At 67.9% G+C, this 25,819-nt stretch carries 23 protein-coding genes; 16 read left to right on the top strand and 7 right to left on the bottom strand.

Translation table 11 applies throughout. The annotated features are described in order from the left end of the window. Positions 1 to 26 precede the first annotated feature (26 nt). A complete protein-coding gene (locus tag DI276_RS28475; protein ID WP_112268884.1) occupies positions 27 to 620 on the top strand; it encodes a hypothetical protein in 594 nt (197 codons plus the stop codon). Here the strand turns inward: DI276_RS28475 and DI276_RS28470 are convergent. Together DI276_RS28470 and DI276_RS28465 are read right to left on the bottom strand one after the other, a co-directional pair. Then, the gene (locus tag DI276_RS28470; protein ID WP_112268882.1) at positions 592 to 1,227 is read right to left on the bottom strand and encodes a peptidylprolyl isomerase; all 636 of its coding nucleotides are present in this window, start codon (positions 1,225 to 1,227) and stop codon (positions 592 to 594) included. The genes DI276_RS28475 and DI276_RS28470 overlap by 29 nt on opposite strands. A gap of 47 nt (positions 1,228 to 1,274) precedes the next feature. Continuing rightward, positions 1,275 to 1,940 (bottom strand): DUF2306 domain-containing protein, encoded by a 666-nt coding sequence (locus DI276_RS28465; RefSeq protein WP_112268880.1) that lies wholly within the window; start codon positions 1,938 to 1,940, stop codon positions 1,275 to 1,277. Between the two features lie 110 nt (positions 1,941 to 2,050). On the opposite strand from DI276_RS28465, the gene DI276_RS28460 reads away from it, so the two are divergent. The 3 genes from DI276_RS28460 to DI276_RS28450 are packed head-to-tail and all read left to right on the top strand — an operon-like array spanning position 2,051 to position 5,663. After that, positions 2,051 to 2,413: a hypothetical protein gene (locus tag DI276_RS28460; RefSeq protein WP_112268878.1), complete on the top strand. Its 363-nt coding sequence runs from the start codon at positions 2,051 to 2,053 to the stop codon at positions 2,411 to 2,413. 60 nt (positions 2,414 to 2,473) lie between these two features. Next, complete coding sequence (locus DI276_RS28455; RefSeq protein WP_112268876.1) at positions 2,474 to 4,060, top strand: hypothetical protein; 1,587 nt, start codon at positions 2,474 to 2,476, stop codon at positions 4,058 to 4,060. Positions 4,061 to 4,115: 55 nt separating this feature from the next. Beyond that, positions 4,116 to 5,663: a hypothetical protein gene (locus DI276_RS28450; protein ID WP_157985007.1), complete on the top strand. Its 1,548-nt coding sequence runs from the start codon at positions 4,116 to 4,118 to the stop codon at positions 5,661 to 5,663. Here DI276_RS28450 and DI276_RS28445 read toward each other — a convergent pair. Next, complete coding sequence (locus DI276_RS28445) at positions 5,638 to 7,401, bottom strand: NB-ARC domain-containing protein (protein WP_112268872.1); 1,764 nt, start codon at positions 7,399 to 7,401, stop codon at positions 5,638 to 5,640. The genes DI276_RS28450 and DI276_RS28445 overlap by 26 nt on opposite strands. Positions 7,402 to 7,502: 101 nt before the next feature. On the opposite strand from DI276_RS28445, the gene DI276_RS28440 reads away from it, so the two are divergent. The 5 genes from DI276_RS28440 (at position 7,503) to DI276_RS50270 (ending at position 10,663) form a co-directional block, all read left to right on the top strand. Continuing rightward, entirely contained in the window at positions 7,503 to 7,931 is a 429-nt protein-coding gene (locus tag DI276_RS28440; RefSeq protein ID WP_112268870.1) for a DUF2690 domain-containing protein, read from the top strand. Positions 7,932 to 8,013: 82 nt separating this feature from the next. Further along, positions 8,014 to 8,442: a hypothetical protein gene (locus DI276_RS28435; protein ID WP_112268868.1), complete on the top strand. Its 429-nt coding sequence runs from the start codon at positions 8,014 to 8,016 to the stop codon at positions 8,440 to 8,442. Between the two features lie 2 nt (positions 8,443 to 8,444). Then, positions 8,445 to 9,560, top strand: coding sequence for a C40 family peptidase (locus DI276_RS28430; protein ID WP_112268866.1), 1,116 nt, complete (start codon positions 8,445 to 8,447; stop codon positions 9,558 to 9,560). 14 nt (positions 9,561 to 9,574) lie between these two features. Next, positions 9,575 to 10,444, top strand: a complete 870-nt coding sequence (locus tag DI276_RS28425; protein ID WP_112268864.1) for a M23 family metallopeptidase — start codon at positions 9,575 to 9,577, stop codon at positions 10,442 to 10,444. 72 nt (positions 10,445 to 10,516) lie between these two features. After that, positions 10,517 to 10,663, top strand: a complete 147-nt coding sequence (locus tag DI276_RS50270; protein WP_157985006.1) for a hypothetical protein — start codon at positions 10,517 to 10,519, stop codon at positions 10,661 to 10,663. An 18-nt stretch (positions 10,664 to 10,681) separates the two neighbouring features. Here the strand turns inward: DI276_RS50270 and DI276_RS28420 are convergent, their stop codons facing one another. Continuing rightward, on the bottom strand, positions 10,682 to 13,363 hold the full coding sequence (locus DI276_RS28420) for an AfsR/SARP family transcriptional regulator (protein WP_198680967.1): 2,682 nt from the start codon (positions 13,361 to 13,363) through the stop codon (positions 10,682 to 10,684). Between the two features lie 40 nt (positions 13,364 to 13,403). Between DI276_RS28420 and DI276_RS28415 the strand changes: the two genes are divergently transcribed. From DI276_RS28415 to DI276_RS28395, 5 genes are all read left to right on the top strand, one after another. Beyond that, entirely contained in the window at positions 13,404 to 13,862 is a 459-nt protein-coding gene (locus DI276_RS28415; protein ID WP_456298524.1) for a (2Fe-2S)-binding protein, read from the top strand. Next, positions 13,859 to 15,670, top strand: a complete 1,812-nt coding sequence (locus DI276_RS28410) for a molybdopterin cofactor-binding domain-containing protein (RefSeq protein WP_157985005.1) — start codon at positions 13,859 to 13,861, stop codon at positions 15,668 to 15,670. The genes DI276_RS28415 and DI276_RS28410 overlap by 4 nt, the downstream gene beginning before the upstream one ends. A 127-nt stretch (positions 15,671 to 15,797) precedes the next feature. After that, positions 15,798 to 17,927 (top strand): bifunctional diguanylate cyclase/phosphohydrolase, encoded by a 2,130-nt coding sequence (locus tag DI276_RS28405; protein WP_232836978.1) that lies wholly within the window; start codon positions 15,798 to 15,800, stop codon positions 17,925 to 17,927. A 27-nt stretch (positions 17,928 to 17,954) separates the two neighbouring features. Further along, on the top strand, positions 17,955 to 19,928 hold the full coding sequence (locus tag DI276_RS28400; RefSeq protein WP_112269283.1) for an APC family permease: 1,974 nt from the start codon (positions 17,955 to 17,957) through the stop codon (positions 19,926 to 19,928). Between the two features lie 46 nt (positions 19,929 to 19,974). Further along, on the top strand, positions 19,975 to 21,525 hold the full coding sequence (locus DI276_RS28395) for a tannase/feruloyl esterase family alpha/beta hydrolase (RefSeq protein WP_112268856.1): 1,551 nt from the start codon (positions 19,975 to 19,977) through the stop codon (positions 21,523 to 21,525). Here DI276_RS28395 and pip read toward each other — a convergent pair. The 3 genes from pip to DI276_RS28380 form a co-directional block, all read right to left on the bottom strand. Then, entirely contained in the window at positions 21,522 to 22,553 is a 1,032-nt protein-coding gene (gene pip / locus DI276_RS28390; protein WP_232836977.1) for a prolyl aminopeptidase, read from the bottom strand. The two genes, DI276_RS28395 and pip, sit on opposite strands and share 4 nt — an antisense overlap. Before the next feature lie 571 nt (positions 22,554 to 23,124). Beyond that, positions 23,125 to 23,673, bottom strand: a complete 549-nt coding sequence (locus tag DI276_RS28385) for a DUF305 domain-containing protein (RefSeq protein ID WP_112268852.1) — start codon at positions 23,671 to 23,673, stop codon at positions 23,125 to 23,127. Between the two features lie 74 nt (positions 23,674 to 23,747). Further along, positions 23,748 to 24,233 (bottom strand): hypothetical protein, encoded by a 486-nt coding sequence (locus DI276_RS28380; RefSeq protein WP_112268850.1) that lies wholly within the window; start codon positions 24,231 to 24,233, stop codon positions 23,748 to 23,750. 257 nt (positions 24,234 to 24,490) lie between these two features. Between DI276_RS28380 and DI276_RS28375 the strand changes: the two genes are divergently transcribed. Both DI276_RS28375 and DI276_RS28370 read left to right on the top strand, forming a co-directional pair. Then, a complete protein-coding gene (locus DI276_RS28375; protein WP_112268848.1) occupies positions 24,491 to 25,201 on the top strand; it encodes a lytic polysaccharide monooxygenase in 711 nt (236 codons plus the stop codon). Between the two features lie 4 nt (positions 25,202 to 25,205). Further along, positions 25,206 to 25,808: a DUF305 domain-containing protein gene (locus DI276_RS28370; RefSeq protein ID WP_112268846.1), complete on the top strand. Its 603-nt coding sequence runs from the start codon at positions 25,206 to 25,208 to the stop codon at positions 25,806 to 25,808. Positions 25,809 to 25,819 lie beyond the last annotated feature (11 nt).

Raw genomic sequence — 25,819 nt, 5'->3', positions numbered from 1 at the left:
CCGGGCTATTTCGGCGCTCCTGTTTCGTGCCCGACCACGGGGAGAAAAGGGAGTCGAGGGACCAGCAGGGGAACCACACCCGTGCCATCGCGTTCAAGGCCGAGGCGCTGGGACTTGCTCATGCGGCAGGCGAACCGCACGAGATCAGCAAACAGCACCACGACTACGCGGTGTTGCTCGGCCGCGTGGACAACTCGTCCCCGCGCGTGCTGGCGCACTACTTCGCGTCGGCGGCCATTGCGGTGAGGTCGGACGCCCCGACCCTGCGCGAGGAGATCGAGATGCAGGCCAGGTTCGCCTTCGCCTTCGGCATCCCCGAACGCATGTCGCTGAACGACGACGTCTGCGCCCCGGTCGAGGAGATCCCCGGCGTGCAGGACTGGTCGCCCTTCATCACGGCCGTGGTGATGCTGGCGGAAGGCGGTTCGCAATGGGCAGCCGAGGTGGAGGCCGAGCTCGCCGGCATGGACCGAACCCCGAGCGTGGCGCCGTTGGCACGCGTGGTCCGTCGCATCCTGGCCGGCGAGCGCAGTCCCGATCTGCTGGTCGGCCTCGGCATGCTGCCGTTCGGGATGGCGTCGAAGATCCTGGCTATCCTGCGAGAACGTGCAGGATCCTGACGGGCTTCTTCGGCGCGCCGTCGAGCGTTCCGTCCGGCTTCGGCACGATCCCGGCCTTGACGATCCGATCCAGCGTGTCCATGCCGTGCGTGACGTGACCCATCACGGTGTAGACGGGCTTGATGTTGGCGAACGAGTGGACGATGAAGAACTCGCTTCCGTTCGTGCCGGGCCCCTGGTTGCCGTACGCGATGGTGCCGCGCGGGTACGTCTCCTTGCCGGTCACCTCGTCGGCGAACCGGTAGCCGGGCCCGCCCTCCTCAGCGCGGTAGATGTCGCCGCACTGCAGCACACCGAGCCGCGCGGTGTCGGTCAGCCGCCAGCACTGGGTCATCGTGTAGAACCAGCTGCGGGCGAGGTGCGCGAAGTTCTCCACCCCGCACGGCGCGTTGGCGCGGTCGAGTTTCGCGACCACCACGCCGTAGTTGGTCACGATGGTGACCTTGACCTTCCCCTTGGCCGGGACCGTTGCCGGTGGTGGCTGGACCGGGCGGGCCGCCGGGTTCTCCGGCGTCGGGATGAACTCGCACTTCGCGGTGGGTGGTGCGGCGTGGGCCGTGGCGGGCGCCAGCGCGACCATCATCAGGACAGCGAGCAGTAGCCTCATGACTGCCGACCGTAGTCGCGCCAAAACGCCTTGTCAGCCCACCTGGCTCACACGCTGACCGGCTCGCGCTGCTCCGCCGTCACCGCGGCCCGGCGCCGGGGCTTGCGCTCCAGCCACCACTGCGAGATCAGCAGCGGCACCACCCACCCGGTCCACGTCGAGATCCCCGCGAGCACGTGCGGCAGCTCGGCTTCCGGCACCCGGTCGGCCAGGAGCAGGAACGCCACCACGCCCCAGATGCGGTTGGTGATGATCGAGACGGTCAGCGTGAAGCTGCGGATCATCCACTTGCGGTGGTCGCCGAACCGCCGTTGCCGGGCCGCGCGCCACGCCAGCCAGGTGAAGAGGAGCCACAAACAGGCCATCAGCACGTTGCTGACCATGGCGACCGGGCCGAACGGCGTCATCCAGCCGATGATCAGGCCGGACACCCCGGCTGGGAGCACGCCGGCCAGCACATAGACGCGGCCGATGCGGCGGTGCCACGTGGGGAAGCGGCCGCGGAACCACGGCCAGATCTGGACGACGCACGTGAGGATGGCGACCGACGCGAAGACGACGTGCACCACCAGCAGGGGGTAGTGCGGTCCCCAGTCCGACTGCACACGCGCCGATGCACGGTCACCGGTCAGATAGGGCGGTAGCGAGAATGCCACGAACGCCACCACCACGAAGGCCAACGGGCCCACCCAAGGCTTGCGCAACCAGGTCATGGCGTCACGATCACCGAGGCTGCTTACCGATCGCGCACCGCTCGCTGACGTGCCCGCTCTGACCATTATTTGGCCCTGAACGTTGGGTCGAACGGTCGTATCCTTGCCGGATGATTCGCGAGGACACCTACCTGTTCCTGGACGAACGGGTGGCCGTGCTCCACGCGCTGGACAAGGCCGTCTGCCGGCACCTCGCCTCGATCGGGCGGTGGGACTGGGCCGCGTTGCGTCGGCACGTCGCGGGCTGTGCCGCGTGCGCGCCGGGGGATCACCGGCGGCTGCGCGATCGAGCCGAACACGGGATCGGCTGGCCCGTGGTGTTCGGGCTGACCGCGACCGTGGTGATCAGTGCGCTGTTGCTCGTGGTCGTGGCCGCGCTGGGTCTCGCGGAGGCCGGGCCACTGGTGCCCAAGCGGCCGGTTCCCGGTGTCGACACGCCGAAGATTCCAGGCCGATTGGACCCGCGGGCCTGACCATGATCTGTCAACTGATTGGTCGTTTCGCGAACGCTCGCTCGGCCCCAAACTGACGCGATGACTCCCGAGTCGTTGGCCGCCGCCCTCGACACGATGCCGGAACAGCGGCAGGCCATCGCCGACGGCGAGGCCACCAAGGACACCTACGAGGCCGTCGCCCAACGGGTCGCGGTCTTCGAAGCGCTGGCCAAGGGCTGTGCCGAGCTCGCGACGATCGCCGAAGAGGACTGGACCGCGCTGCAAGGCCACGTGCTGGCGTGCGCGCTGTGCAAGCCCGCCGATCCGAAGCGGTTGAGGGAACGCGTCGAGTACCTGGCGCCGGGACTTGTGGCGCTCCCGGAGGACGACGACCGCCGGTGGTATGCGTTCTTCAGCAGCAGTCCGGTGCGTTCGGTGTCCGACGTGGTCACCAGGCCGGTGCGCGCGTTGACCGACTTCGTCACGAAGACCGGCGCCGACCCGCAGTTGGTGCTCAAGGCCGCGGCGGGCATCGTGGGCGTGGCCGTGTTCCTGCTGACGGTGCAGAGCTCGGAACGGATCGAGCCGGCCGACCGCGTCGTGGCAGAGCCGTTGCTGCCAGGCCCTCCGGTGGACCCGCAGGTGGACCCGCCGGCCAACACGCCACCGGCCGCCGGTCCATCGGCACCGCCGCCCACCGCCGGTCCCACATCCGGTTCCACGTCGGGGCAGACCATCATCGCCCCGGCCCCGCCTGGCACCACGAAGACCCAGCAGAACGCCGGGACGTCCACACAGGACAGATCACAGGGCTCGTGGGCCTACGCGACCACGACGTTCGGTCAGTACGACCAGCCCGTCGGCCAACAGGTCGAGATGGACCGCAGGTGGCAGTGGGGAACCTGGCGCCGCAACGGCATCGAGCGCTACGTCACGCTGGTCCGGCAAGGAGAAGGCGACTACGTGGTGCGGCTGCCGGAGGTGACAGGCGGCACGGTGCACGCCGAGCTCAGCGTCGGCTGGGGTTACTACCAGCCGTTCTCCTGCCAGACCGAGGGAACCCGCAGCGAGGGCAACGACCTGCTCGTCGACGTCGCCTGCTTCAACCCCAACGGCACGCGCAAGAACCTGCCGTTCACCGTCGTCTTCGTCAGCGACGGCCCCGCGGTCCAGTACCGCGGTCAAAGCGGCGTGACGAAGACCGGTCCAGGGCAGTACGAGGTGACCACGATGGGCGGGTTCGCGATGGTCTCGCCGGTCGGGCAGAACCGGGCGCTGTGCCGGACGACCGTCGAAGCGAAGAGCACGAAGGTCGCGTGCAACACCGACACCGACTGGAACCTCACCTACACCGACAGCGCGGTCCACCACGACCCGTCCGCACCGGCCGCCTACCTCGAGACGGGCAGCAACAGGTCGTGGGCCAGCAACGGTGAGACGCCCGCGGTGACCAGAACGGCGGTCGGACGGTACGACGTGCAGTACCAGGCCATCGGCAACCCGAAGGTCTGGCCGGGCGAGGCCGTGCTGGTCAGCGCGAGCGGGCCGGAGCCGAGGTACTGCCGGATCTGGGCCTGGAACGGCTACTCGTACCCGCCGAAGGTGCTCGTGCAGGTCTACTGCTACGACCTCGCGGGCGCGGCGGCCGACTCCTCGTTCGCGCTCGCGTACCTCCGAAGTCCATGATTTGTCCACTGATTGGCCGTATCCGCACGCACCCGAACGGCTCCAGGATGGTGTGGTGATACGCAAGTCGCTGGGCGTCGCCCTCGACACCATGCCGGAGCAACGGCAGGCCATCGCCGACGGTGTGGCCACGGAGGAGACCTTCGAGCTCCTCGCTGAACGCGTCGCGGTGCTCGCCGCCCGGGCCAAGTCCGCCTGCGCGCAGCTCAAGGCCATCGACGGGCAGGACTGGCGAGCGTTGCACGACCACGTGCCCGCCTGCCTCACCTGCAAACCGAAGGACTCGCGCAAGCTGCGCGAGCGCGTCGAGTACCTGGCCCCAGGCCTGGTCGTTCCGCAGGACGACGACCGGCGCTGGCTCGCCTGGCTGAACGCGCCGAGCAGTGGCCCGGTGCCGATGGCGCTGCGCAAGGTCACCGACACGCTGAACCGGATCAACCCCGCCCTCACCGATCCGAACGTGGTCAAGGCCGTCGGAGGCGTGGTCGGGCTGCTGCTCGCCAGCGCGATCGTGCTCGTCAGCTCGCAACCCGTGCCCGCGAGCAGCACCCCGGACATCGCCGTGGCCGGTGCACCGGTCACCAGCACGACCGAGCCGACGAACGCCGACCCCGTGACGTCCGGCCAACCGCCGGCGAGCAGTTCGAACGCGCCGGGATCGAGCACACCTGGCACCAGCCAGGCCGATCCCACGGCTCCCGGCGATCCGGCCAACCCCGCTGCGCCGCAGGGAGAACAGGGCGCGCGAACGGCCAGGTACAACATCAAGCCACCGGCCCCGAGCACGGCGCCGTGCGTCGATGACACCGGCCGCCTGGACCCTTCGCCACCTGATCCCGCACCCGGCAGCATCAACATCGACGCCAGACCGCTGTCCGGCCGTCACTTCGTGCTGACGAACAAGACCGGCTGGCTCGACGCCCGCACCGTCCAGACCCTGCAACTCGCGCCGGGCAGCTACCCGTTCCAGGTGGGCGCGCCGGTCGCGTTCGCCTTCAAGGTCGAGCAGGACGGCACGATCAGCTACCCGGACGAGCTCGAAGTGTTCCTGTCCGGCAAGGGATCCCGCACGCTCAGGGTCGACGGCGTGATCGTCACGCTCGACGCGCGCAGGCTCGGCGGCGCGGGTGTCCTGATCTCGCACATCCCACCGGACAACCGGGACTGGATCCTGTGCAAGAGGCTGCGCATGGTCCCGTCCAAGCACTACTACGTGCAGCAGGGCAGCGGTCACGTCGTGAACATGTCCTTCGAGGTCACCCGCGACGGCCGGTTGCTGTTCGACCCGAATCTGAAATACGTCCGAGGCAACGGATCGTCCACTTTGGAGTTCCTCGGCCACCTGGTGCACGTCGACGCACGCCGATCGGGAGGCCACGGTCTGCTGGTTCACTTCGTGTCCGGCGTCGCGATGACCTACACCAAGGAGCAAACGCTCTACCTGCTGCCGACCGCGAACCACTGGCTGCAGGTCGGAAACAAGGTCAGCGACGCCCACTTCACGCTGCAGGACAACGGATCCATCGTCCTCAAGCACGACGCGTTGACGCTGGACACCGAAGGTGGGGTCACGGTCGTCACGGTGACTCGTCCGCTGCAGTGAGATAGAGCGACTCGGCCTGCCGCATCCGCCGCAACGCCTGCTCGACGAACCCGGCGTCGGCCAGGCAGCGCGCGGCGTCGGCGAGCAGCTCCTTGTCCCGCAACCGCAACGCGTGCTCAGCGGCCCGTTCGAACCAGGAGAAGGCCTCCGGCGAGGCCAGAGCCTGGTGAGCCAGACCCATGTTCAACAGGCAGGTACCGTCCACAAAGGCCTCCAGTGCCGACGCGTAGCAGCGGATCGCTTCCTCGTACGCCTCGGCATCCGCGTGGAGGTTGCCCATGCCGTTGTACGCCCGGCTGAGTCGCACCACGTCACCGATCTGCGAGCAGATGTCCCGCGCCCGAACGTAGTACGCCATTTCTCCGGTGGCGCGCCCCAAGCTCAACAGCGCCCGCGCCTCACCCCGCAAGTCACCGGCAGCCACTCGAACCGCCAGCACCTCCTCGAAGAGCTTGACAGCAGACTCCACATCACCGCCGGTCAGGCACAGGTTGCCCATCCCCGTCAACGCACTCGGCTCGCGACAGATGTCCATCGCCTCCGCGTGGCACCCCTCCGCCTCGTCGAGGTTGCCGCGGTCGAACCAGGCGTGCCCGAGATGCGCGAGCGCCAACGCCTCCCCCGCCCGATCCTCCAACGATCGTGCCGCCGCCACCGCGGCCGTCTGCACCTCGACCGACATCTCGTCGACGAGCAACGAGGCCAACGTGAGCCGCCGCCGGTCGTCAGCGACGAACACAGCTGCGACGGCGTTCTCCGTCTCCACGGAAGCCACCGTCACGTAGTGGTCGAGCAACCGGCCGAGCGCTGAAGGTTCGCGCGGTTCCAGCGTCCGCGCGTACTCCCGGAGCAGCGAGTGCATCGCGATCCGGTCGCCCGGCGCGTTCTCCAGCAGGTGCAAGGCCAACAACCGGTTGCGGGACGGGCGCACGTCACCGCCGGCCAACGCGTTGAGCGCGGTGATCGAGAACTCGCGCTCGAACCCGTCCCCGAGCAACCGGAACACCCGAGCGTCGGCGGGGGAGAGCTGGTCGTACGCCCACTTGAACGCCCCGTGCACCTCGCCGCGTTCGGCTGGAATCTCCTCGACCAGCGCCGCCAGCGTGGCGGTCGTGCGCAGGCAGGCGAACTCGGCGGCGACCACCAGCGCCAGCGGCAGACCACGGCACGCCCGCGCGAACGCCCGTGTCGCATCGGGTTCGAAGTCGACGCGCGACCCGAGGCGTGCGCGCAGCAACGTCAGCGAGTCCTCGGGGCTCATCGGCCCCAGCACCAGTCCGCCGAGCCGTTCGCGGCTGGTCGCGATCACGTTCCGGAACACCGTCAGGTCGTGGCCCTTGCCGACGTTGTCCAGCACGAAGAGCACCCGCCGGGTACCGAGCACCTCGCGCAGCTGCGCACGCCGGTCGACCCACAACCGGACGTCGTCGTGCGTGAGCGCCCGGATGAACTCGGCCAGCACGTCGTCAAACGGGTGACTGGCGAGGTCAGCCCACAGCTGACCGTCCGGGAACCGGTCCACGACCGAGTGCGCGAGCCGAAGTGCCAGCGTGGACTTGCCGGTGCCGGGCGGACCGCACAGCAACGCCACGCCGTCCTGCTCCAAGGCCTCGCGCAACGCCGTCAGCTCGTCCGCACGCCCGTGCACCACGGGGTCGGGACCGAGGCGTCGGCGCGAGCCGGCGCCTGGCTCCGGCAGCGAGAAGTTGCTGGACGCGTCGACCGGGTAGTTCGGCACGAACAGGAACGTAGCGTGCGCTGCGGTCCTGACACGTCGCTGACACCTGACCGGGTGTAGCTGTCAGGTCGCTGTGAGCGCCGGTCAGCAGTGTCAGCGCCATGAAGTCGACAAGCCTGATCGCCGCGGCGGCCCTGACGGTCCTGAGCTGCCTCGCGGCGCCGGACGCACAGGCGGCGTCCTGCAGCGGACGTGGCTGCAACGGCATGGACCCGTCCGTCACCGGGTGCAGCGCCGGTTCCACGATCGCGGACACCGACCGGATGTTCACGTCCGGCACGGCCGAGCTGCGGTGGTCGCCCACCTGCAAGACCAACTGGGTGCGGGTCTCGAACTACGCGGGCGGCGACTCGGCACTGCGCATCACCGTGTGGACGGGTGGCGAACGCGTCGGCTTCGTCGCACCGGGAACACCCGGAAACCACTGGGGAAACATGGTTTACGCGCCCGGCTGCGCCCGCGGCGAGGTGGTGTACGTCGACAAGGACGGCTCCCACCACACCGCCCGGCTCAAGTCGAGCGCCTGCTGAGGGGGCGCGCCATGACCGGCTACATCACCGACTGAGTTCACCCCGGCCACAAGCCTTCGCAAGAAACCATTGAGGGAGAAGCATGTTCAGCAAGATCGCCAGCACGCTCGGTGCCGCGGCCGTGGTCGCCGCCGCGATGCTCGGGTTCACCGCGCAGGCGCAGGCGGCGCCGGGGTGCTCGTCGGTGACGCAGATCGGTTCCACGGGCTACATCACCAACTCCGCGGGCACGCAGATCGCGTCGGTGAAGCAGTACAAGGGCTGCAACAAGAACTACGCCTACACCTACGTGTGGGAGAGCTTCCGCAGCTCGCACTCGCAGTGGTACTTCTGCGCCTCCGTGGCGAAGGAGGACGGCGGCCGGCCCACGCTGATGGACAGCCAGTGCCAGCTCAACAAGGCCGAGGTCTGGTCCTCCGGTGCCAGCACGCTGTCGTCCTGCACGCACGCCGCCGGCGTGATCCAGTGGGGCTCGAACGAGCGCCAGGGCAAGTCGAGCACCCGTTGCTGAACATGAAGAAGACAGTTCTCACCGCGGTTGCGGCCCTGTCCGTGCTGGTGCCCTTCCTGAGCACCGGCACGGCCCAGGCTGAGGTCCGCCAGTTCACCGCCACGACCGCCCTCGACGGCCGCACCGTCAAGGACCCCACCGTGCCCGTCGGCAAGAAGCGCGTCGCCGACATGTACCTCAAGGGACAGAAGGTCAACGTCGTCTGCCAGGACACCGGTCCCGAGTACGGCGGCAAGAAGATCTGGGACCTCACCACCGAGGGCTTGTGGATCCCGGACGGCTACACCAGCAACCCGTCGGACACGATGGTGCTGCCGAAGTGCGCCACCTCGAAGTCCTTCCCCGCCAAGGTCGACCTCAACGGCCGCAAGAACAAGGGCGACGCCGCAACGGCTCCCGGTTCGGTCGTCGACAAGTACAAGGCGGGCCAGCAGGTTCCGGTCAAGTGCCAGGCGCAGGCCGAGAACGGCACGGTCTGGGACCTCACCACGGACAACCTGTGGGTGCCCGACCACTACGTCAAGACCGGCACCGACGGGTACGTGCAGGGTCTGCCGCGTTGCGACACGGACGGCATCGATGCCGGCGAACAGCCGCCCGGCAACGCCGTTCACGGCCGCAGCAACGGCCCGGCCGGCCCGACGACGGGCACCAACGCGGAGAAGATCCAGCGCGTGATCGACACCGCGAAGGCCCAGATCGGCAAGGGTTATCTCTACTCGTGGGGCGCGGGTGGCAAGGGCGGTGCGTCGTACGGCGTCCACCACTACCCGGACAACGACCCGTCACAGGGTGACGACTACAACCGGCTCGGCTTCGACTGCTCCGGCCTGACGCTGTACGCGTTCTGGAAGGGCGCCGGCATGGACATCGGCGCGTGGACCGGTGCGCAGAACAGCAAGGGCCGCGCGGTGGCGATCGCGGACCGCAAGCCGGGCGACCTCGTCTTCTGGGGCCGTGCCGACAACGACTCGGACGTCACCACGCACGTCGCTCTTTACCTGGGCGACAACAAGATTCTGGAAGCCGCGCCGCCGCGTGACGGCAGGAGCATCCGGATCAGTGATCTCAACAGCCACGGCACGCCGTACTCCAAGGTCCGCCGGATCTTCGGATAACTGAGGGGAAATCGATGTACGTCAAGAGAATGCTGTCCGCGGTGGCGGGCCTTGCGATCGGTCTGGGAATGCTGGCGATCGGCGCCCCGCAGGCGTCGGCCGCCACCAACTGGCAGATGCCGTTCCCGTGCGGCCAGACCTGGGAGGGCCAGACCCGCGGCCCGAACCACCAGTACCCGCACAACCCGTTGGAGGCCATCGACTTCAGCCGCGCCAACGCCCAGGGCGACGTGGTCGTCGCGTCCGCTGCCGGCAAGGTCTCCCGCGTGGAGAACCGCGGCAACGAGGGCTACGGCAAGTGGATCGAGATCAACCACGGTGGCGGCTGGGCCACCCGCTACGCCCACCTGTCCGTGCAGAGCGTCTCGGTCGGCCAGAGCGTCTCGCAGGGCCAGAAGATCGGCAACGTCGGCAGCACCGGCGGTTCGACCGGCCCGCACCTGCACTTCGAGCAGCTGCACAACGGCGACCCGAAGCGCATCGTCATGAACGGGCAGGCGGCGCTGTACTACGGTGAGAAGAACTACAAGAGCAACAACTGCAGCGGCGGCGGTGGCTCCACCAACCCGTACACGCCGGAAGAGGCGTGCGGCGAAGGTTACAAGGTGATCGACGGCGCGAACGTGGTCGGTGCCCGCGTCTCCCTGCTCTACAACGCGTCCAACGGCTACAACTGCGTGGTCGCCATCAAGACCACCAAGATCGGCACGGCCACCGACGTCGGCGCGTTCCTCGAGGTCCAGGGCGCGGCCAGGACCACCGACCGGGACGAGTACGGCTACTACGCCGGCCCGATCAAGAAGAAGGCGCCCGGCAAGTGCGTGAAGTGGGGCGGCATGGTCGGCTCCTCCAGCTACACCAGTGGTTTCGAGCACTGCGGCTGATTTCGTCGCGTTGACGCGGACCGGGTGTGCCGATCAAGGCCGCCCGGTCCGCGCCGTTCTACCACGGCGATCATGACGGTCACCTGGCCTGTCGCCGTGTTCGACCACGACGGCCGGCCGCTGCGCCTGGTCTTCGCCGGCGGCAAACCGTCGTTGATGATCAGCGGCGAGCCGGACGTCGCGGCGTTCAGGTCGGTGGCCTCGGCGTGGTTGAGCTGATCGGCCTGCTGCACGAAGTCAGCTGACCAGGCTGTCCAACAGGTTGTCCCTGCGCAGACCGGGTGTGCCGAGCAGTTCGGCCGCCCGGTCTCCGTGTTCCTCGTGTCCCGCCTTGGCGAGCACGAGGTGGGCCACGCCCTCGCCGTACCGGTCGCCCCGAGCGCTGGTGATCTCCAGACAGCGTCGAGCGTCCTTTGTGGCCTCTTCGGGCTTTCCGGACGCCAGCAGCACTTCCGCCCGGCACAGCAGAGCCTGCCACTCGTCGTTGTGCTCGCCCGTGGCCCGGCACAGCTCGATGCACTCGTCCAGCGCGGTCGACGCCTCGGCCAACCTGCCGAGCTTGAACAGCGCCTGACCCTGCGACGCCAACGCGTATGCCGTGCCGGCGGCGTCCTGATCCGCACGGGCGTACCGCAGACTTTCCACCGCAGCGGCGAGCGCCTGCTCGTAGCGACCGGCGACCTGGTGCACCTGGGCCAACGCGGAGAGCGGAACCCGTTGCGCACCAGCAGGTCCGTGCTCCTCGATGAGCTGCACGGCCTGCGCGAGGGTGGCCGACGCCTGGTCGAGCTCGCCCAGCTCGCGTTGGATCGTGCCGATGCCGGAAAGCGCGCGACCCTGCCCGAACGGGTCGTCCGCCCGCGCTTCCAGCACTTCTTCGAGCTGGACGCGGGCGGTCTCGAACGAACCGATCCGGCGGTTTGCCGCGGACTGCACGAGCAGCGCGGTCTGCAACGCGGCCGAGGTGCCGATCGTGCGCGCTGCCTGCAGAGCGATCTGGCCGAGCTCGATGAGATCCGCGACTCTGTCCTGTTTGAACAGGTGCGGGTAGAGCATGTGCGCGATGGCCAACGCGTGTTCTGCCAGCGCGGGCTCGGTCATCGTGGACCGCGCGGCCGCCAGCAGGTTCTCCGCCTCGTCCGTCAGCCACCGCAACGGCTCGTCGAGGTCCTGCTGGGTGGCGGAGTTCGTCAACGCGCCGTAGGCGTGCGGCCGCAGCTTCTTCAACGCGGCGGTGAGGGTCTCGCGGTAGTGGAGCAAAGCGCGGCTCAACGCGGCGTGCTTCTCGTCGTTGGGGTGCTCGGCGCCGAACAACCGCAGAAGGTCGTGCACCCGGTAGCGCTCCGGCCCGCACGGTTCCACGAGCTTGGCGTCCACCAACGGATCCAGCACGCGGTCGACGTCGTCCTGGCCGAGCAACGCCTGCGCGGTCGACTCGCTCACGGTCGGCACGTTGAGGCAGCACAACAGGATGAACGCCCTGGTGGACCGCTCGTCGAGCCCCTCGAAGCTCAGCTGGAAGCTCGTTCGCACGCCGAGGTCGTCGAAGTTCAGCTCGTCCAGCCGATGCCGCTGGTCCGCGAGCCGTCGCGCCAACGTCGCGGTCGTCCAGTCCGGCCGTGACCGCAGCCGTGCCGCCGCGATCGTCAACGCCAGCGGCAGGTAGTCGCAGGCCTTCGCGACCTGCTTCGCCTCTTCGCTGTCCTCGTTGGAGTCGCCCAGCAACCGCACCGCGTCGTCCTCGGGCAACGGGTCGAGCCGGACGTGCCGCGCGCTGAGCGTCGCGAGCATCCGGCGGCTGGTGATCAGCACCGTGGAACCCGCCTCGCCCGGCAGCAACGGGCCGACCTGGGCGGCGTCCACCGCGTTGTCCAGCAGGATCAGCACTTTGCGCCGGGCCAGCGTCGACCGGCAGAGCGCGGCGGCCTCGGACGTGTCCGTGGGCACCGCGAGCGGCGGTGTGCCGAGCGCGCGCAGGAACCTCCTGAGCACCTCGGCGGACGACAGCGGCGAACGTCCTGGCGTGGCACCGTGCAGGTCCACGTACAGCTGACCGTCCGGGAAACGGTCGGCCATCGCGTGCGCGGCCGCCGTGGCAAGAGCGCTCTTGCCCTGTCCGCCCGGCCCGTGCACGGCGATCACCGTGTCCGCGGCGCCCGTGATCAGGGCGATCTCGTCGCGGCGCCCGACGAACGGCTCCGGCCGTGCGGGCAGCTCCCGCGGCACGGCGGGGATGTCGCCCTGCAGGATCGCCGCGTGCAGGTCCTTGAGCTCCTGCCCGGGATCGAGCCCGAGCTCGTCGGCCAGGTGCCGCCGGCCCTCGTCGTACACCCGCAGCGCGTCCGCCTGCCGTCCGCTGCGGTGCAGCGCGATCATCAGTGCGCCGCGCAGCCGTTCCCTGGTCGGGTGTTCGGTGACGTACCCGGTCAGCTCGCTGATGACCTCGTGGTGACGGCCGTCCTTGATCGCTTTGTCGACACGTCGCTCGATCGCGGAGAGCCGCTCTTCCTCCAGCTGGTTCGCGAGCTGCGTGTTCGTGGTCAGCTCCGCCAGCGCCGGACCGCGCCAGTAGCCGAGCGCCTCGTCCGGGTCCTCCGCGTCCCGGAACAGTTGCAGGTCGAGCGACCGGTCCGGGATGTCGAGCCGGTAGCCCTGCCGCGACCACTCGAGCGACACGCCCGGCAGGTCCTTGAGCGCCCTGCGCAGCTGCGACACGTGCACCTGCACGGCCTTGCGCGCGCTGGCGGGCGGATCACCGTCCCACAAGATCGACATGAGGTGGTCGACGCTGACGGTCTGCCCGGCGTGCAGGAGCAGGAGCACCAGGACCTGGCTCGGTTGACCTGCGGCAATGCGCACATCCCGCTGCCCGTGCGTGACGAGCAGCGGCCCAAGCACTCCGAACCGAACGCCGTCCACGGGGGTCACGATATCTGCTGCGGCCGCTACGCTCGGCGAAGTGACGATGCATCGGCTGCGGATCAACGGGGAGGTCCGCGACGTCGAAGCCGACCCGGACACCCCCTTGCTGTGGGTCCTGCGCGATCACCTGGGGCTCACCGGCACGAAGTACGGCTGCGGCGTCGGTGCGTGCGGCGTCTGCACGTCCATAGTGGACGGCCAGGCCTTCCGCCCGTGCCAGCACTCCGTGGCGAGCATGACCGAACAGGACGTGCGCACGATCGAGGGCGTCGAAGATCACCCGGTGCAGCTCGCGTGGCTGGACGAGGACGTCGCGCAGTGCGGGTACTGCCAGCCCGGCCAGATCATGGCGACCATCGCGTTGCTGGCCAAGCACCCCGACCCCACTGACGAGGACATCGACGAGGCGTTGCGGGACAACGTCTGCCGGTGTGGCACGTATCCGCGGATCCGCAAGGCGATCCGGAACGCCGTGGCGCGGATGAGGGCCCGGTGAACCCGTTCGTGCGCATCGACGCCGAGTCCGGCCGAATCACGGTCACCGTCCCGGTTCCGGACACGGGACAGGGCGTGCGCACCGCCGTCGCCATGATGGTCGCGGAAGAGCTGAAGGTCTCCGTCGAGAGCCTCGTGATCGAGCAGGCCGACGGCGACGCGGACACGTACGGCTCGCAGCTCACCGCCAACTCCAACTCGATGCAACGCCTCCACGAGCCGATCCGCACCGCTGCGGCGACCGTCCGCCACCTGCTGGTCAAGGCTGCCGCCCAACACTGGCAGGTGGCCGAGGACCAGTGCCGTGCCGCTGACGGCTTCGTCCTGCACGGAGATTCCCGGCTCAGCTATCAGGAGCTGGCCGGGGCGGCTGCCGCGCTCACCCCAGGCGACGTCGAGCTGACCCCGCAGGACGAATGGCGGATCCTCGGCAACCCGTCGATCAAACGGGTGGATCGGCACGAGATCGTCACCGGCAAGCTCGCCTACGCCGTCGACCAGCAGGCGGACCTGGTCGCGGTGATCGCCAGGCCACCGTGGATCGGCGCCACCCCAACGCGTTTCGACGCGGCGAACGTCCGCAACGCCGAGGTCGTCCGACTGGACCACGGATTCGCGCTGGTGGCCGCGGACACCTACACCGCGATCAAAGCGCGGGAAAATCTCGAGACGTCCTGGCAGGGCGGTTTTCCGGACGCGGACAGCGATGTGTGGGAAGCGGAGCTCAAAGCTGCTCTGCCGGAAGGAAACACGCCACCGGGCGAGTTCATCGAGAAGATCTTCGTCACACCGATGCTTGCGCACGCACCGATGGAACCGCCGACGGCGACGGCGGAAGTCACCGGCGACCAGCTCACGTTGTGGGCGCCGACCCAGGCGCCTGATCAGGTGCGCAAACTTCTCGAGCAGGAGTTCGCGACTGTCAGGGTGATCCCGACCCGAGCGGGTGGCGCGTTCGGGCGGAAGTTCGAGACCGACTTCGTGTTGGAGGCAGTCCAACTCGCACGGCACACCGGCAAGAGGGTGAAAGTGCTGTGGACGAGAGACGACGACATGCAGCACGACTCCTACCGTCCATTGTCGGTCCATCGCATCCGAGCAACGGTCAACGACGAAGGACTACCCGTCTGGCGGGATCACGCCGTTTCCACGTGGCCTCTCTCATCACTGCTCGATGTCACCAGCAACCCGCAGATCATGAAGATGATGTCGGGTAACAAGTATCCGTACGACGTGGAGGGTGAGGTCCACTTCTCCATGGTGCGACCGCCCATCAGAACCGGCTTCTGGCGCAGTGTCTACGCAGGTCAGTTGGTTTATGTGGACGAGCTGTTCCTGAGTGGCCTGGACACGGCGCACAACCAGCTGGAACGCCGGTTGAAGCTGTTGCCTGATCAACGGCTCAGAAATGTGCTGGAGGCGGCCGCGGAAGCACATGACGGAGAACCGGAAGCCGTTGCCTGCCATCGCGACTACGGTTCGGTCGTTGCGGTGATCGCCGAAACGAGACGCGCCGGTCGCACGAAAATCACCGCGGCGGTGGACGTCGGTACTCCTTTGCACCCCTCGGGTGTCCGCCAACAGGTCGAAGGCGCGATCATGGACGCCGTCTCGGTGGCACAAGGTGCGCGAATCACCGTCAAGCAGGGAAAAGTCGTGCAAAAATCGTTCGGGGACTACCCGTGGGCGCGCATCGGCGACACACCCGAGATCAACGTCGTCGTGGTGGCGTCGGACGCGCCCGTGGGCGGATTGGGTGAGCTGGCGTACCCGGCTGCCGCAGCGGCACTCGGTTTTCTTTCACGCTGAAAACAGAACAGGGATTTGCGGTAGCGTCCGTATTAGGTCACCTCATTGGAGTAACGGCGGTGCCGCGATCATCCCAAGTCGGGCATCATCACCTGGCTCGACCAAGTCGTAGAACGAGGGGTCTCGTGTGACCATCTTCCGTGCCGGCCGGACCGGAGCGTGGTGGATGTACCTGGTGGCAGGTCACCTGCTGCTGGGTCTCTACTACCTGATTCCGGTCAGCCCTGCGGGGACAACGGGACAAACGGTGCGCGTGGTGCTCTACTGCACGATCAGCGCCTCGGCCGCGATCGCCACATTCACGGGTGTCAAGCACAACCGTCCCCAATGGAGGCGGCCGTGGGTGTTCCTCGCACTCAGCCAGGTCGTTTACGCGGTCGCCGACCTCACGTTCTACACATCGCACTACGTCTTCAAGTACACGGTTTACCCGTCCTGGGCCGACATCTTCTACCTGGGGCATTACCCGTTGATGGTGGCGGGCGTGATCCTGCTGATCCGCCGCCGCACGCCGGGGCTCGACCTGCCGAGCCTGCTCGACGCCGCCGTCCTCGCGGTCGTCGCGGGCATGGCGTCCTGGCTCTACGTGATCGGCCCGCAGGCACGGCTCACGTCACCGGTGCTGGTGAAGATCGCGTCGCTCGGCTACCCGATGATGGATCTCGCCCTCTTCGTGGTGGCACTCCGTTTGATCTTCGGCGCCGGTCCGCGCCCGAAGGCGTTCGTCCTGCTGACGGCGAACCTGCTGGGCATCCTGACCGCGGACACCATCTACGTGTTGCAGCGCCTCGACGGCAGCTACCACGCGGGCAACTTCCTCGACGCCATCTGGTTGTCCGCCAACCTGTGCATCGGTGCGGCGGCACTGCACCCGACGATGACGCGGCTCGTCGACCGCGCGCACGTCAAGGACGTGGGCCTGTCCCGCGGCCGGATCATCGCGCTGTCCTCGGCCGCGCTCGCCGCGCCGGTGCTGATGCTGATCCACGACGTCGGCCAGTCGACCCAGGACGTCCTGGTGCTCGCGACGGGCGGCGCGCTGCTGTCGTTGCTGATCATCGCCAGGCTCGCCGGGCTCGTGGCGGACCAGCGCAAGCTCGCGATCACCGACAGCCTCACCGGCCTGCACACCCGGCGGTTCTTCGAAGCCCAGCTGCCGTTGGAGATCGCCCGCGCACGCCGCAGCGAGGGCTCGGTCGCGGTGTTCATCATCGACGTGGACCGCTTCAAGTCGATCAACGACAACTACGGCCACCCGGCGGGCGACGACGTGCTGATGGAGGTCGCGGCACGACTGCGCGCGGCTTCTCGATCAGGTGAAGTGCTCGCGCGGTACGGCGGCGAGGAGTTCGCGCTGCTGGTGCCCGACGCCGGTCCCGGTCGGCTGTCCGTGATCGCGAACCGGTTGCGCGAACGGGTGGCGGAAAAGCCCATTCCGGTCAACGCGGGCAATGACGACATCCCGTTGTCCGTCACGGTGTCCGTCGGCTCGGCCAGCTTCCCGACGCACGGCGACGGCCCCGACGACATCGTGGTGATCGCAGACCGGGCGCTGTACGCGGCCAAGGCGGCCGGGCGCAACCGGATCGCGGTCGGCCCCGAGCCGTTGCCCGCGGTCGACCCGGACACCGACGGCGCGATGGCGGAGTTCCTGTGCCAGGTTGCCGACCGGGTGGACGGGTGGCTGCACCGCTACGACCACAGCCGTTCGGTGTCGCGCTGGGCCGGCGTGGCGGCAGGGGAGTTCGGGCTCGACGCGCCGACGATCAGGGTGGCGCAGCTCGCCGGCCGCCTGCACGACATCGGCAAGATCATAATTCCCGAGGTGGTGCTGACCAAGCCGGGCGCACTGTCCGAAGAGGAGTGGCGGTTGTTGCGCCAGCACCCCGACTTCGGCTACCGGCTCGCGCGGATGGTGCCGGGGTTCGCGGGCGTGGCGCACGTGATCAGGCAGCAGCACGAGCGCTACGACGGCGACGGCTACCCGGACGGACTGCGCGGTGCGGACATCCGGGCCGAAGCTCGCATCCTGTCCGTTTGCGTGGCTTGGGCGGCGATGCGGTCAAACCGTCCACATCAGACGGCGCTGGACGAGAACCGGGCGCGGCGCGAGCTGTGGGCCGGTCGCGGCGAGCAGTTCGACCCCGATGTGGTGGACCTGTTCCTGGACCTGCACACCCAGGGCAGCATCGGAACGCTCCGTCCGTCCGGTTTGTCCGTTCAGGAGGCTGGTTTTCCCGCCGACTTCAGGCCTTGATCATCCGGTGGTGGCATGCTCTTCGCCATGAGCACGGAGTACGCCATCCCCGCAGAGGTGCCGAGCCCGGAACGTCCGGCGCCACCGGGTGGGCCGGTGGGGAGGTGGCTGCTCGCGGACCGCGTGGCGCCGTCCGGACCGGAGAGCGCCGAGTCGCACGCGAAGCCGCACGCGTGGTGGAAGGTCATGACGCTGACCGGCGTCGACTACTTCTCCACGCTGTCGTACCTGCCCGGTATCGCGGCGCTGGCGGCCGGTGCGTTGTCGCCCCTGGCGACTTTGCTCATCGTGGCGCTGACCCTGCTCGGCATGCTGCCGATGTACCGGCGGGTGGCTCACGAGAGCCCGCACGGTCAGGGCTCCGTTGCGATGCTCGAGGACCTGCTGCCGTTCTGGCGAGGCAAGATCTTCGTGCTGGTGCTGCTCGGGTTCGTGGCGACGTCGTGGATCATCACGATCACGCTGTCCGCGGCCGACGCCTCGGTGCACGCGCTGGAGAACCCGTACGTGCCCCAGTCGCTGCACGGCTACGAGATGGCGCTGACGATCGTCCTGCTGCTGATCCTCGGCGGCGTGTTCCTGCTGGGCTTCAGCGAGGCCGTGGGCGTCGCGATCCCGCTCGTGGTGGTGTTCCTCGCGCTGAACGCCGTCGTGGCCGTGGTGGGCATGGTGGAGGTCTTTGCGACGCCTGACGCTCTCGACCGCTGGATTTCCGCGCTGGGTGCGCACGGCGACGGTTTCTTTGGCGTGGTCGGCCCGGCGTTTCTGGCGTTTCCGTTGCTGGTGCTCGGATTGTCCGGGTTCGAGACCGGCGTCAGCATGATGCCGCTGGTCGCTGCTTCCGGTAAGACGCCGGAGGAGCAGCTGGCGAGCCGGGTGCGCAACACCCGCAAGCTGCTGACCACCGCCGCGTTGATCATGTCGGTGTATCTGATCGCGACGTCGTTCATCACGACTGTGCTGGTGTCGCAGGACAAGTTCGCTGCCGGCGGCCCGGCGAACGGCCGTGCGCTGGCCTACCTCGCGCACGAGCTGCTCGGCGAGGCGTTCGGCACCGCCTACGACATCTCCAGCATCCTGATCCTGTGGTTCGCGGGCGCGTCCGCGATGGCCGGCCTGATCAACATCGTGCCGCGCTACCTGCCGTCCTACGGCATGGCACCGGAATGGGGCCGCGCGGTCCGTCCCGTGGTGATCGTCTACACGGTCATCTGCATCATCATCACGATCATCTTCAAGGCCGACGTGAACGCGCAGGCCGGTGCGTACGCCACCGGAATCCTGGCGATGATGGTGTCCGGCTCCTTCGCGGTCACGGTCTCGGCGTGGCGCAAGAAGCAGCGCGGCGCGACGATCGGCTTCACCGTGCTGACGCTGGTGCTGGTGTACGCGTTGGTGGAGAACGTGATCGAGAAGCCGGACGGCATCACGATCTCCTTCTTCTTCATCCTCGGCATCATCGTGATCTCGTTGGTGTCGCGCGTTTCCCGCACCACCGAGCTGCGCGTCGACAAGATCAAGTTCGACGAGACAGCGCGCCGTTTTGTGACCGACACGATCGCCCACGACAACCGGATCACGTTGATCGCGAACCGCCGGCAAGCCGGTGACAAGGCGGAGTACGACGAGAAGGAGAACGAGCAGCGCGGCATCAACCCGGTGCCCGGCACGGCGGACGTGATGTTCCTGGAGATCGACATCGTCGACCCGTCGTCGTTCAGCGACGTGCTGTGCGTGCAGGGCGTCGAGATCGACGGACACCGCGTGCTGCGCGCATCCGCCCCTGCCGCGCCGAACGCGATCGCGGCGATCCTGCTGGCGTTGCGCGACTCGACCGGCGTGATCCCGCACGCGCACTTCGAGTGGTCGGAAGGGAATCCTTTGGGCCACCTCTTCCGCTACCTGATCCTCGGCCGCGGCGACACGCCTCCGGTCGTGCGCGAGATCATCCGTGCGGCCGAGGATGATCCTGCTCGACGGCCGCGCGTGCACGTCGGATAGCTGCAAGACTTTCCCCTGTACGTCCGACTACAGGGGGAAGGACGCCATGTTGCGCAAGCTCTTGATCGGCTGCGTCTCATTTGCTCTGGTAGCAGTGGGTGCGGCACCCGCGATCGCCGCGGAGTCGACCATCCGGCCAGTGCGTTCGTGCGCCGAACTGGTCCGCGAGTTCGCCGTTCCGGACGCTCGAACCCAGGTCACCTCGGCCGCGGTGGTGCCTGCTTCCGGTACCACGCCGGAGTTCTGCAACGTCCAGGGCAAGATCGAACCGAACGTCGGATTCCAGCTCAAGCTGCCGACCCAGACCTATCGCGGCCGCTACGTCCAGTACGGATGTGGCGGATTCTGCGGTTTCATCAGCGATCCGGCCTTCCCGCAGTGCGGGCCCGCGTTCGGCGACGCGGCCGTGGCGGCGACTGACGACGGCCACCAGTGGTCGAACATGGACCCGTTCGACACCACGTGGGCGAAGAACGACCAGAAGGCGCGCGACGACCTGTTCTTCCGCGCCCCACACGTGCTGTCGAAGGTGTCGAAGCACATCATCGGCTCGTTCTACGGCAAGGGACCGAAGAAGTCGTACTTCACCGGCTGCTCCAACGGCGGCCGCGAGGCGTTGCTCCTCGCTCAGCGCTACCCGCACGACTTCGACGGCATCATCGCGGCGGCACCCGCGGCCTACTACACCGGCCTGATCGGGTACCAGGCGTGGATCGCTCGCAACACGATCCCCAACGAGGCCGTGGACGTCCTGCACGCGGCCGTGCTCAAGGCGTGCGACGGCCTGGACGGCCTGGTGGACCAGCAGCTCGACGAGCCGCGCCGGTGCAGGTTCGACCCGGCAACGCTGAGGGGTTCGCTGACGGACGACGAGATCGCGCGCGCCAAGCGGCTCTACGCGGGACCGGCCTCGGACGGCGTGCGGCTCTACCCCGGCGGCCAGCCGTACGGTTCGGAGCAGGGCTGGAAGTTCTGGATGAACCCGTCGCCGGACTTCCCCACCGGCCTGGCCGCCCCGTTGGCCGACAACGGCCTCAAGCACCTCGTCTACCCGATCGGCAAGCCGCACTCGTCCCTGGCGGAGTTCCAGTTCACCGTCCGCGAGTTCCGCCGCCTGGTGCCGGAAACGGTGAAAGGCAACGCGCTGTCCCTGGACCTGAGCGAGTTCCGCCGCTCGGGCGGCAAACTGATCATCTGGCACGGCGCCGCCGACCAGGCCATCCCGGCCGAGGGCACGATCGACTACTGGCACCGGCTCACCGGCGGCAAGCAGCCCGACTGGGCACGGCTGTTCATCGTGCCGTCGATCTCCCACTGCGCGGGCGGCGACACGTTGACGACGTTCGACCCGCTCCCCGAACTGGTCAAGTGGGTGGAGGGCGGTGCGGCACCGTCGAAGGTGATCGCGTCGGGCCGTTCCGCCGACGGCCCGCGCACGCGTCCGGTGTTCCCGTATCCGTTGCGTGCTCAGTACGACGGCTCGGGTTCGGTGGACGACGCTGCCAACTTCGTTGCGGCGCCTGGGTTCGGTTTTGTTGATCGGATCCGGTGGGCCGGTGAGGACCTGTATCACCGGCCCGGACCCGTTGCGCCTTAACGGAACTTCTCGACGGCAGCGATGATCGCCTGACTCATGCTTGTGTTCGCCTGGTGGCCCGCGTCGTTCAGGATGACCAGTTCGGCGTCGGGCCACCGCTTGGCGATCTCCCACGCGGTGTGCAGCGGGCCGCCGAAGTCGTTGCGGCCGTGGATGAGCACGCCAGGGATGCCCCTGAGCTTGTCGAGGTTGTCCATGATGTAGTCGGGTTCCAGGAAGCAGTTGTTGCCCCAGTAGTGGGTGACGACTCGTGCCATCTGGTATCTGGTTTGCGGATCCTCGTACTCGGTGCCGGCGAAATCGTTGTCGCCGCCGGTGATCGTGGCGAGGTCCCACTTGTTCCAGTCCCACGCGGCCTTTTCGCGCGTTTTCGCGTCCGATGAGTTGAGGAGCTTGTTGTAGGCTTCGGCCAGGTTGCCCTTGCGGTCTTCTTCCGGGACGCCGTTCTCGAAGGCTTCGAAGTAGTCGGGGAAGAACATGCCCAGGCCGCGGGTGATCCACTCGATTTCCGCTGGCCGGCCGGTGGTCACGGCGGGGATGACGATCTCACTGACCCTGGTCGGGTGTTGGATGGCATACGCGAGGATCAGGGTGGAGCCCCAGGAGCCGCCTTCCAGCAGCCACTTTTCGATGCCGAGGTGTTCGCGGAGTTTCTCGGCGTCGTCGATCAGGTGCTGGGTGGTGTTGTGCTCCATGCTGGTGTTCGGGTCGCTGGCCGGCGGGGTGCTCTTGCCGCAGCCGCGCTGGTCCCAGAGGATCAGGTTCCAGTGGGCCGGGTCGAAGTACCGGCGCCAGCGGGGGGTGAAGCCTGAGCCTGGGCCGCCGTGGAAGATCACGGCCGGTTTGCCGGACGGGTTGCCGCTTGCTTCCCAGTGGATTTGCTGGTTGTCGCCTACATCGAGCATGCCTTGGGCGTAGGGCTCCGGCTGTGGGTACATGGCGCGGAGCTTATTTTGGGGTGGGTTGGGGTGCCGATCGGTTTTTGGGGGGCTTGCTTTGGCTGCGCCGGACGGGCTTGGTTGCGTCATCGCCGCTTCGCGACGATCGCGATTGGGGCTTGACTTCGGGGCCCTTTCGAGGCGCTGCGTCGGGCGGAAAAGGACGGATGCTTCGCAGCCGTCCGATCCACGAAACGGTAGCACCTCGATCCCAAGTCAAGCCCCAATCGCAGGCGTGCGTGGTTGCGTTCGGGTGGTCGGGCTGCGGTCATTACCGCTTACCCGATGACGCAGAGCCCTGTCCGGCTCGCTCCGCATCGCCACACGGGGCGCCTTCGGCCCGCGTTGCCATAGGAACATCGGCTCGGCTTCGCCATCGCTGCTTGCCTTCGGCTTCGCGAGATATAGAAGGAATCCTCGTGGCTCGCTCCCGGAATGGCGTCAACTGGTACCGCCAACAATTGAGCTGACTGCGGGTCACCGCGCCAACGTCTGAGCTTGCTTCGGGTCACCGCGCCAACACCAGTTCGCGACCTCGCCGGTACGCCATCACCGCACCATGGCTCACCATGCGGGCTGCCCGCGCCTCCCCGGTACGCCGACACGCCCACCGCGCGGCGCGGAGGGCGTGTGCTTGGTGCGGGCTCAGCTTGTTGGGGCGTCAGGCCTTCTTCTTCGCGGCGATCTGGTCGATGACCTCGGTCTGCGAGACGATGATCTTTCCGGCCAGGGCCTTCGAGCCCACGTGCACGCCTTGGGCCTGGGCGTCCTTCGCCATGTCCACGCCGCTGCGGAGGTGGCGGGAGAGTGCGGCCAGGAAGAGGTCGTCGAACTGCTTGCCTTGGGCGGCTTTCAGGTTTTCGACGTCCTTGGCGGTCATCATGCCCGCCATTTTGTGGGTCGCGGCGGCGTCGTCGCCTGGGACCGGGATGTTCCAGGAACGGAGGTAGGTGGCCATCTGCTCGATCTCGCCCGCTTCCACGGTGGCGATCTTGTCGGCCACGTCGACGACGAACTGGTCCTTCGAGCGCTCTGCGGCGATCTTGGCCACGTCGATGGTCTGCCGGTGGTGGGGGATCATCCTCAGCGAGAATGTCGCATCCGCCTCGTTCGCCGCCGGTTCGCCTGAACTGTTGCTGCCGCCGCCGAACGTTGAGCAGCCCGTCAGCGCTAGCAGGCCTAGCACGATGATGAGCAGACGCGCACGCATGAAGCCTCCCGTCTCGGTTCCCTGTGTGGGGATACGGGTGGCCGTTGTGTCCGGTTCAGTGAAACTTCCGGAACCTAAGCGGTTCGCTCGTTCAACGCTTTGACCACGCCGGACACGACGTCGGGGTGGCCCAGGGGGAGCGGGGCCTCGATTCGGTCGTCCGGGGCGTCGTGGCTGCGGACGATGACGCGTGCCGCCGAAGGGTCGACGTCGCATTCGGGGTCGACCAGGAGGACCGAGCGCACCAGGTCGGAGTGGCCGCGGACCAGGTCGAGCACGTCGGCTGCGATCGGGCCGCTGGTCACCACGTCGATGACGGTGCGGGTGTCGTCGCGGTGCATGCTCAGCACTTTGTCCACAGTGGACTGCCAGGACGGGGCGGCTGGGACGCGGAGCCACACGATGCGCATCTGGTCCGCCAGCGCGCGCCAGGTCGCGGGGATCTCGTCGTGCAGGGCTTCGCCGGCTGGATCGATCACGAGCACCGTTGCCGCTCCGGCGGGGCCGTCGGCTACGACGCCGGGGCCGGTCGCCCTGGCGGGCTGGCTGAAATCGCGCATGCCTGGGACTACCCAGCCCGAGGCGGCTTTGCACCCAGTACCAGTGGGGCAAGTGGTCCGCACGGTCGCGGGTAAGACCACCGAGAGCAGTGGACTTGTTGACAGCCACCGACTTCAGGCCCACGGCCGGTGATTGCTTGACCACTTTCCGAACCCAGGTTTATGGTCTAGACCACACCGAAACTGGATCGGCGAGCGATCTAGGCGCTCCCGGTTCCCGCCCCCTGCCTCTGGGAACGATCCAAGGAGTTCGGACGATGAAACTCACCCGAAAAGCGGCGCTGGTCATGGCCGCGGTCCCTGCAATCGTGTTCATCACGCCGGTCGGCACGGCCAGCGCGCACGGCTACGTGTCGTCGCCGCCGAGTCGTTCGGCGCAGTGCGCGCGGGGGATCGTGCAAGGCTGCGGCGCTCCACAGTGGGAACCGCAGAGCGCTGAAGGCGTCAAGGGCCAGATGAACTGCAGCGGCGATCGCGGCGACTTCGCCGTGCTGAACGAGGACAACAGGGGCTGGCAGGTGACCGGCACCGGCACCAGCCTGACCATGACCTGGACGTTCACCGCTCGGCACCGGACGCGCGACTACGAGTACTACATCAACGGCACACGCGTCGGTTACGTGAACGGGAACAAGCTGGCCCCGGTCGACCCGGTGCAGCACACGATCAACCTGAGCGGGTTCTCCGGTCGCCAGAAGCTCTACGCGATCTGGAACATCGAGGACACCGCGATGGCCTTCTACTCGTGCATCGACATCAACATCGGTGGCGGCGGCACCCAGCCCCCGCCCACCACGAACCCACCGACGACGCAGCCTCCCGCCGGCGGCACTTGGGCGGCGAACACGGCCTACGCGGTCGGCGCACAGGTGACCTACGGCGGGGCCGGCTACAAGTGTCTGCAGGCCCACACCTCGCTGACCGGCTGGGAACCGCCGAACGCGGCCTCGTTGTGGCAGAAGCTCTGATCCGATGAGGCGCCTGGCGATCGCGATTGCGGCCGCGGTCCTGGCGCTGGCGGGGTGCGGCGGAGAGGCGATCGTGCCGGAGGGCCAGGGAGCCCACGGTCACGGTGCCAACTCCGCCGCACCACCCGTTCCGGCTGCCAGCGCGCGGTTCAACGACGCGGACGTGATGTTCGTGCAGATGATGGTCGACCACCTGCAGCTCGGCATCAGCCTCTCGCAGGTGGCGCTGGTGAAGGCGACCAAGCAGGAGGCGAAGGACCTCGCGGGCGCGATCAACACGACGCAACGCGAGGAGCTCTCCATGCTGAAGTCGTGGTTGAAGCTCTGGGGCAAGCCCGAGGGCGGAGGCGCGGACCTGCACGCCAAGCACGGCGGTCAGCCGTTGCTCGACGACGAGGTCATCGACGGGACCAAGGAGAAGAGCGGGGCCGAGTTCGACCTCACCTTCCTCAACCTGATGGCCGGCCACCAGGGGGCCGCCGTGGAGATGGCCCTTGCGGAGAAGAAGGACGGCATGAACCCGGAGACCACGGCCTACGCGGAGCGCGTGATCAGCATCCGGCAGGGTCAGGTCTCGCAGCTGCTGAAGGTCATCAGCGAACCGTAGGCGTTTGGTCA

Source organism: Lentzea terrae (assembly GCF_003265345.1).
GTDB classification, from domain to species: Bacteria; Actinomycetota; Actinomycetes; order Mycobacteriales; family Pseudonocardiaceae; genus Lentzea; species Lentzea terrae.
Note: the sequence above shows the minus strand (reverse complement) of the source record. Positions and strands in the feature narration are given on the sequence as shown.

What these genes read in the sequence shown, in the direction of transcription:
- DI276_RS28470 (WP_112268882.1), bottom strand. Translation starts at nt 1,227, where the DNA reads ATGAGGCTACTGCTCGCTGTCCTGATGATGGTCGCGCTGGCGCCCGCC.
- DI276_RS28465 (WP_112268880.1), bottom strand. Translation starts at nt 1,940, where the DNA reads ATGACCTGGTTGCGCAAGCCTTGGGTGGGCCCGTTGGCCTTCGTGGTG.
- DI276_RS28460 (WP_112268878.1), top strand. Translation starts at nt 2,051, where the DNA reads ATGATTCGCGAGGACACCTACCTGTTCCTGGACGAACGGGTGGCCGTG.
- DI276_RS28455 (WP_112268876.1), top strand. Translation starts at nt 2,474, where the DNA reads ATGACTCCCGAGTCGTTGGCCGCCGCCCTCGACACGATGCCGGAACAG.
- DI276_RS28440 (WP_112268870.1), top strand. Translation starts at nt 7,503, where the DNA reads ATGAAGTCGACAAGCCTGATCGCCGCGGCGGCCCTGACGGTCCTGAGC.
- DI276_RS28435 (WP_112268868.1), top strand. Translation starts at nt 8,014, where the DNA reads ATGTTCAGCAAGATCGCCAGCACGCTCGGTGCCGCGGCCGTGGTCGCC.
- DI276_RS28430 (WP_112268866.1), top strand. Translation starts at nt 8,445, where the DNA reads ATGAAGAAGACAGTTCTCACCGCGGTTGCGGCCCTGTCCGTGCTGGTG.
- DI276_RS28425 (WP_112268864.1), top strand. Translation starts at nt 9,575, where the DNA reads ATGTACGTCAAGAGAATGCTGTCCGCGGTGGCGGGCCTTGCGATCGGT.
- DI276_RS50270 (WP_157985006.1), top strand. Translation starts at nt 10,517, where the DNA reads ATGACGGTCACCTGGCCTGTCGCCGTGTTCGACCACGACGGCCGGCCG.
- DI276_RS28400 (WP_112269283.1), top strand. Translation starts at nt 17,955, where the DNA reads ATGAGCACGGAGTACGCCATCCCCGCAGAGGTGCCGAGCCCGGAACGT.
- DI276_RS28395 (WP_112268856.1), top strand. Translation starts at nt 19,975, where the DNA reads ATGTTGCGCAAGCTCTTGATCGGCTGCGTCTCATTTGCTCTGGTAGCA.
- pip (WP_232836977.1), bottom strand. Translation starts at nt 22,553, where the DNA reads ATGACGCAACCAAGCCCGTCCGGCGCAGCCAAAGCAAGCCCCCCAAAA.
- DI276_RS28385 (WP_112268852.1), bottom strand. Translation starts at nt 23,673, where the DNA reads ATGCGTGCGCGTCTGCTCATCATCGTGCTAGGCCTGCTAGCGCTGACG.
- DI276_RS28380 (WP_112268850.1), bottom strand. Translation starts at nt 24,233, where the DNA reads ATGCGCGATTTCAGCCAGCCCGCCAGGGCGACCGGCCCCGGCGTCGTA.
- DI276_RS28375 (WP_112268848.1), top strand. Translation starts at nt 24,491, where the DNA reads ATGAAACTCACCCGAAAAGCGGCGCTGGTCATGGCCGCGGTCCCTGCA.
- DI276_RS28370 (WP_112268846.1), top strand. Translation starts at nt 25,206, where the DNA reads ATGAGGCGCCTGGCGATCGCGATTGCGGCCGCGGTCCTGGCGCTGGCG.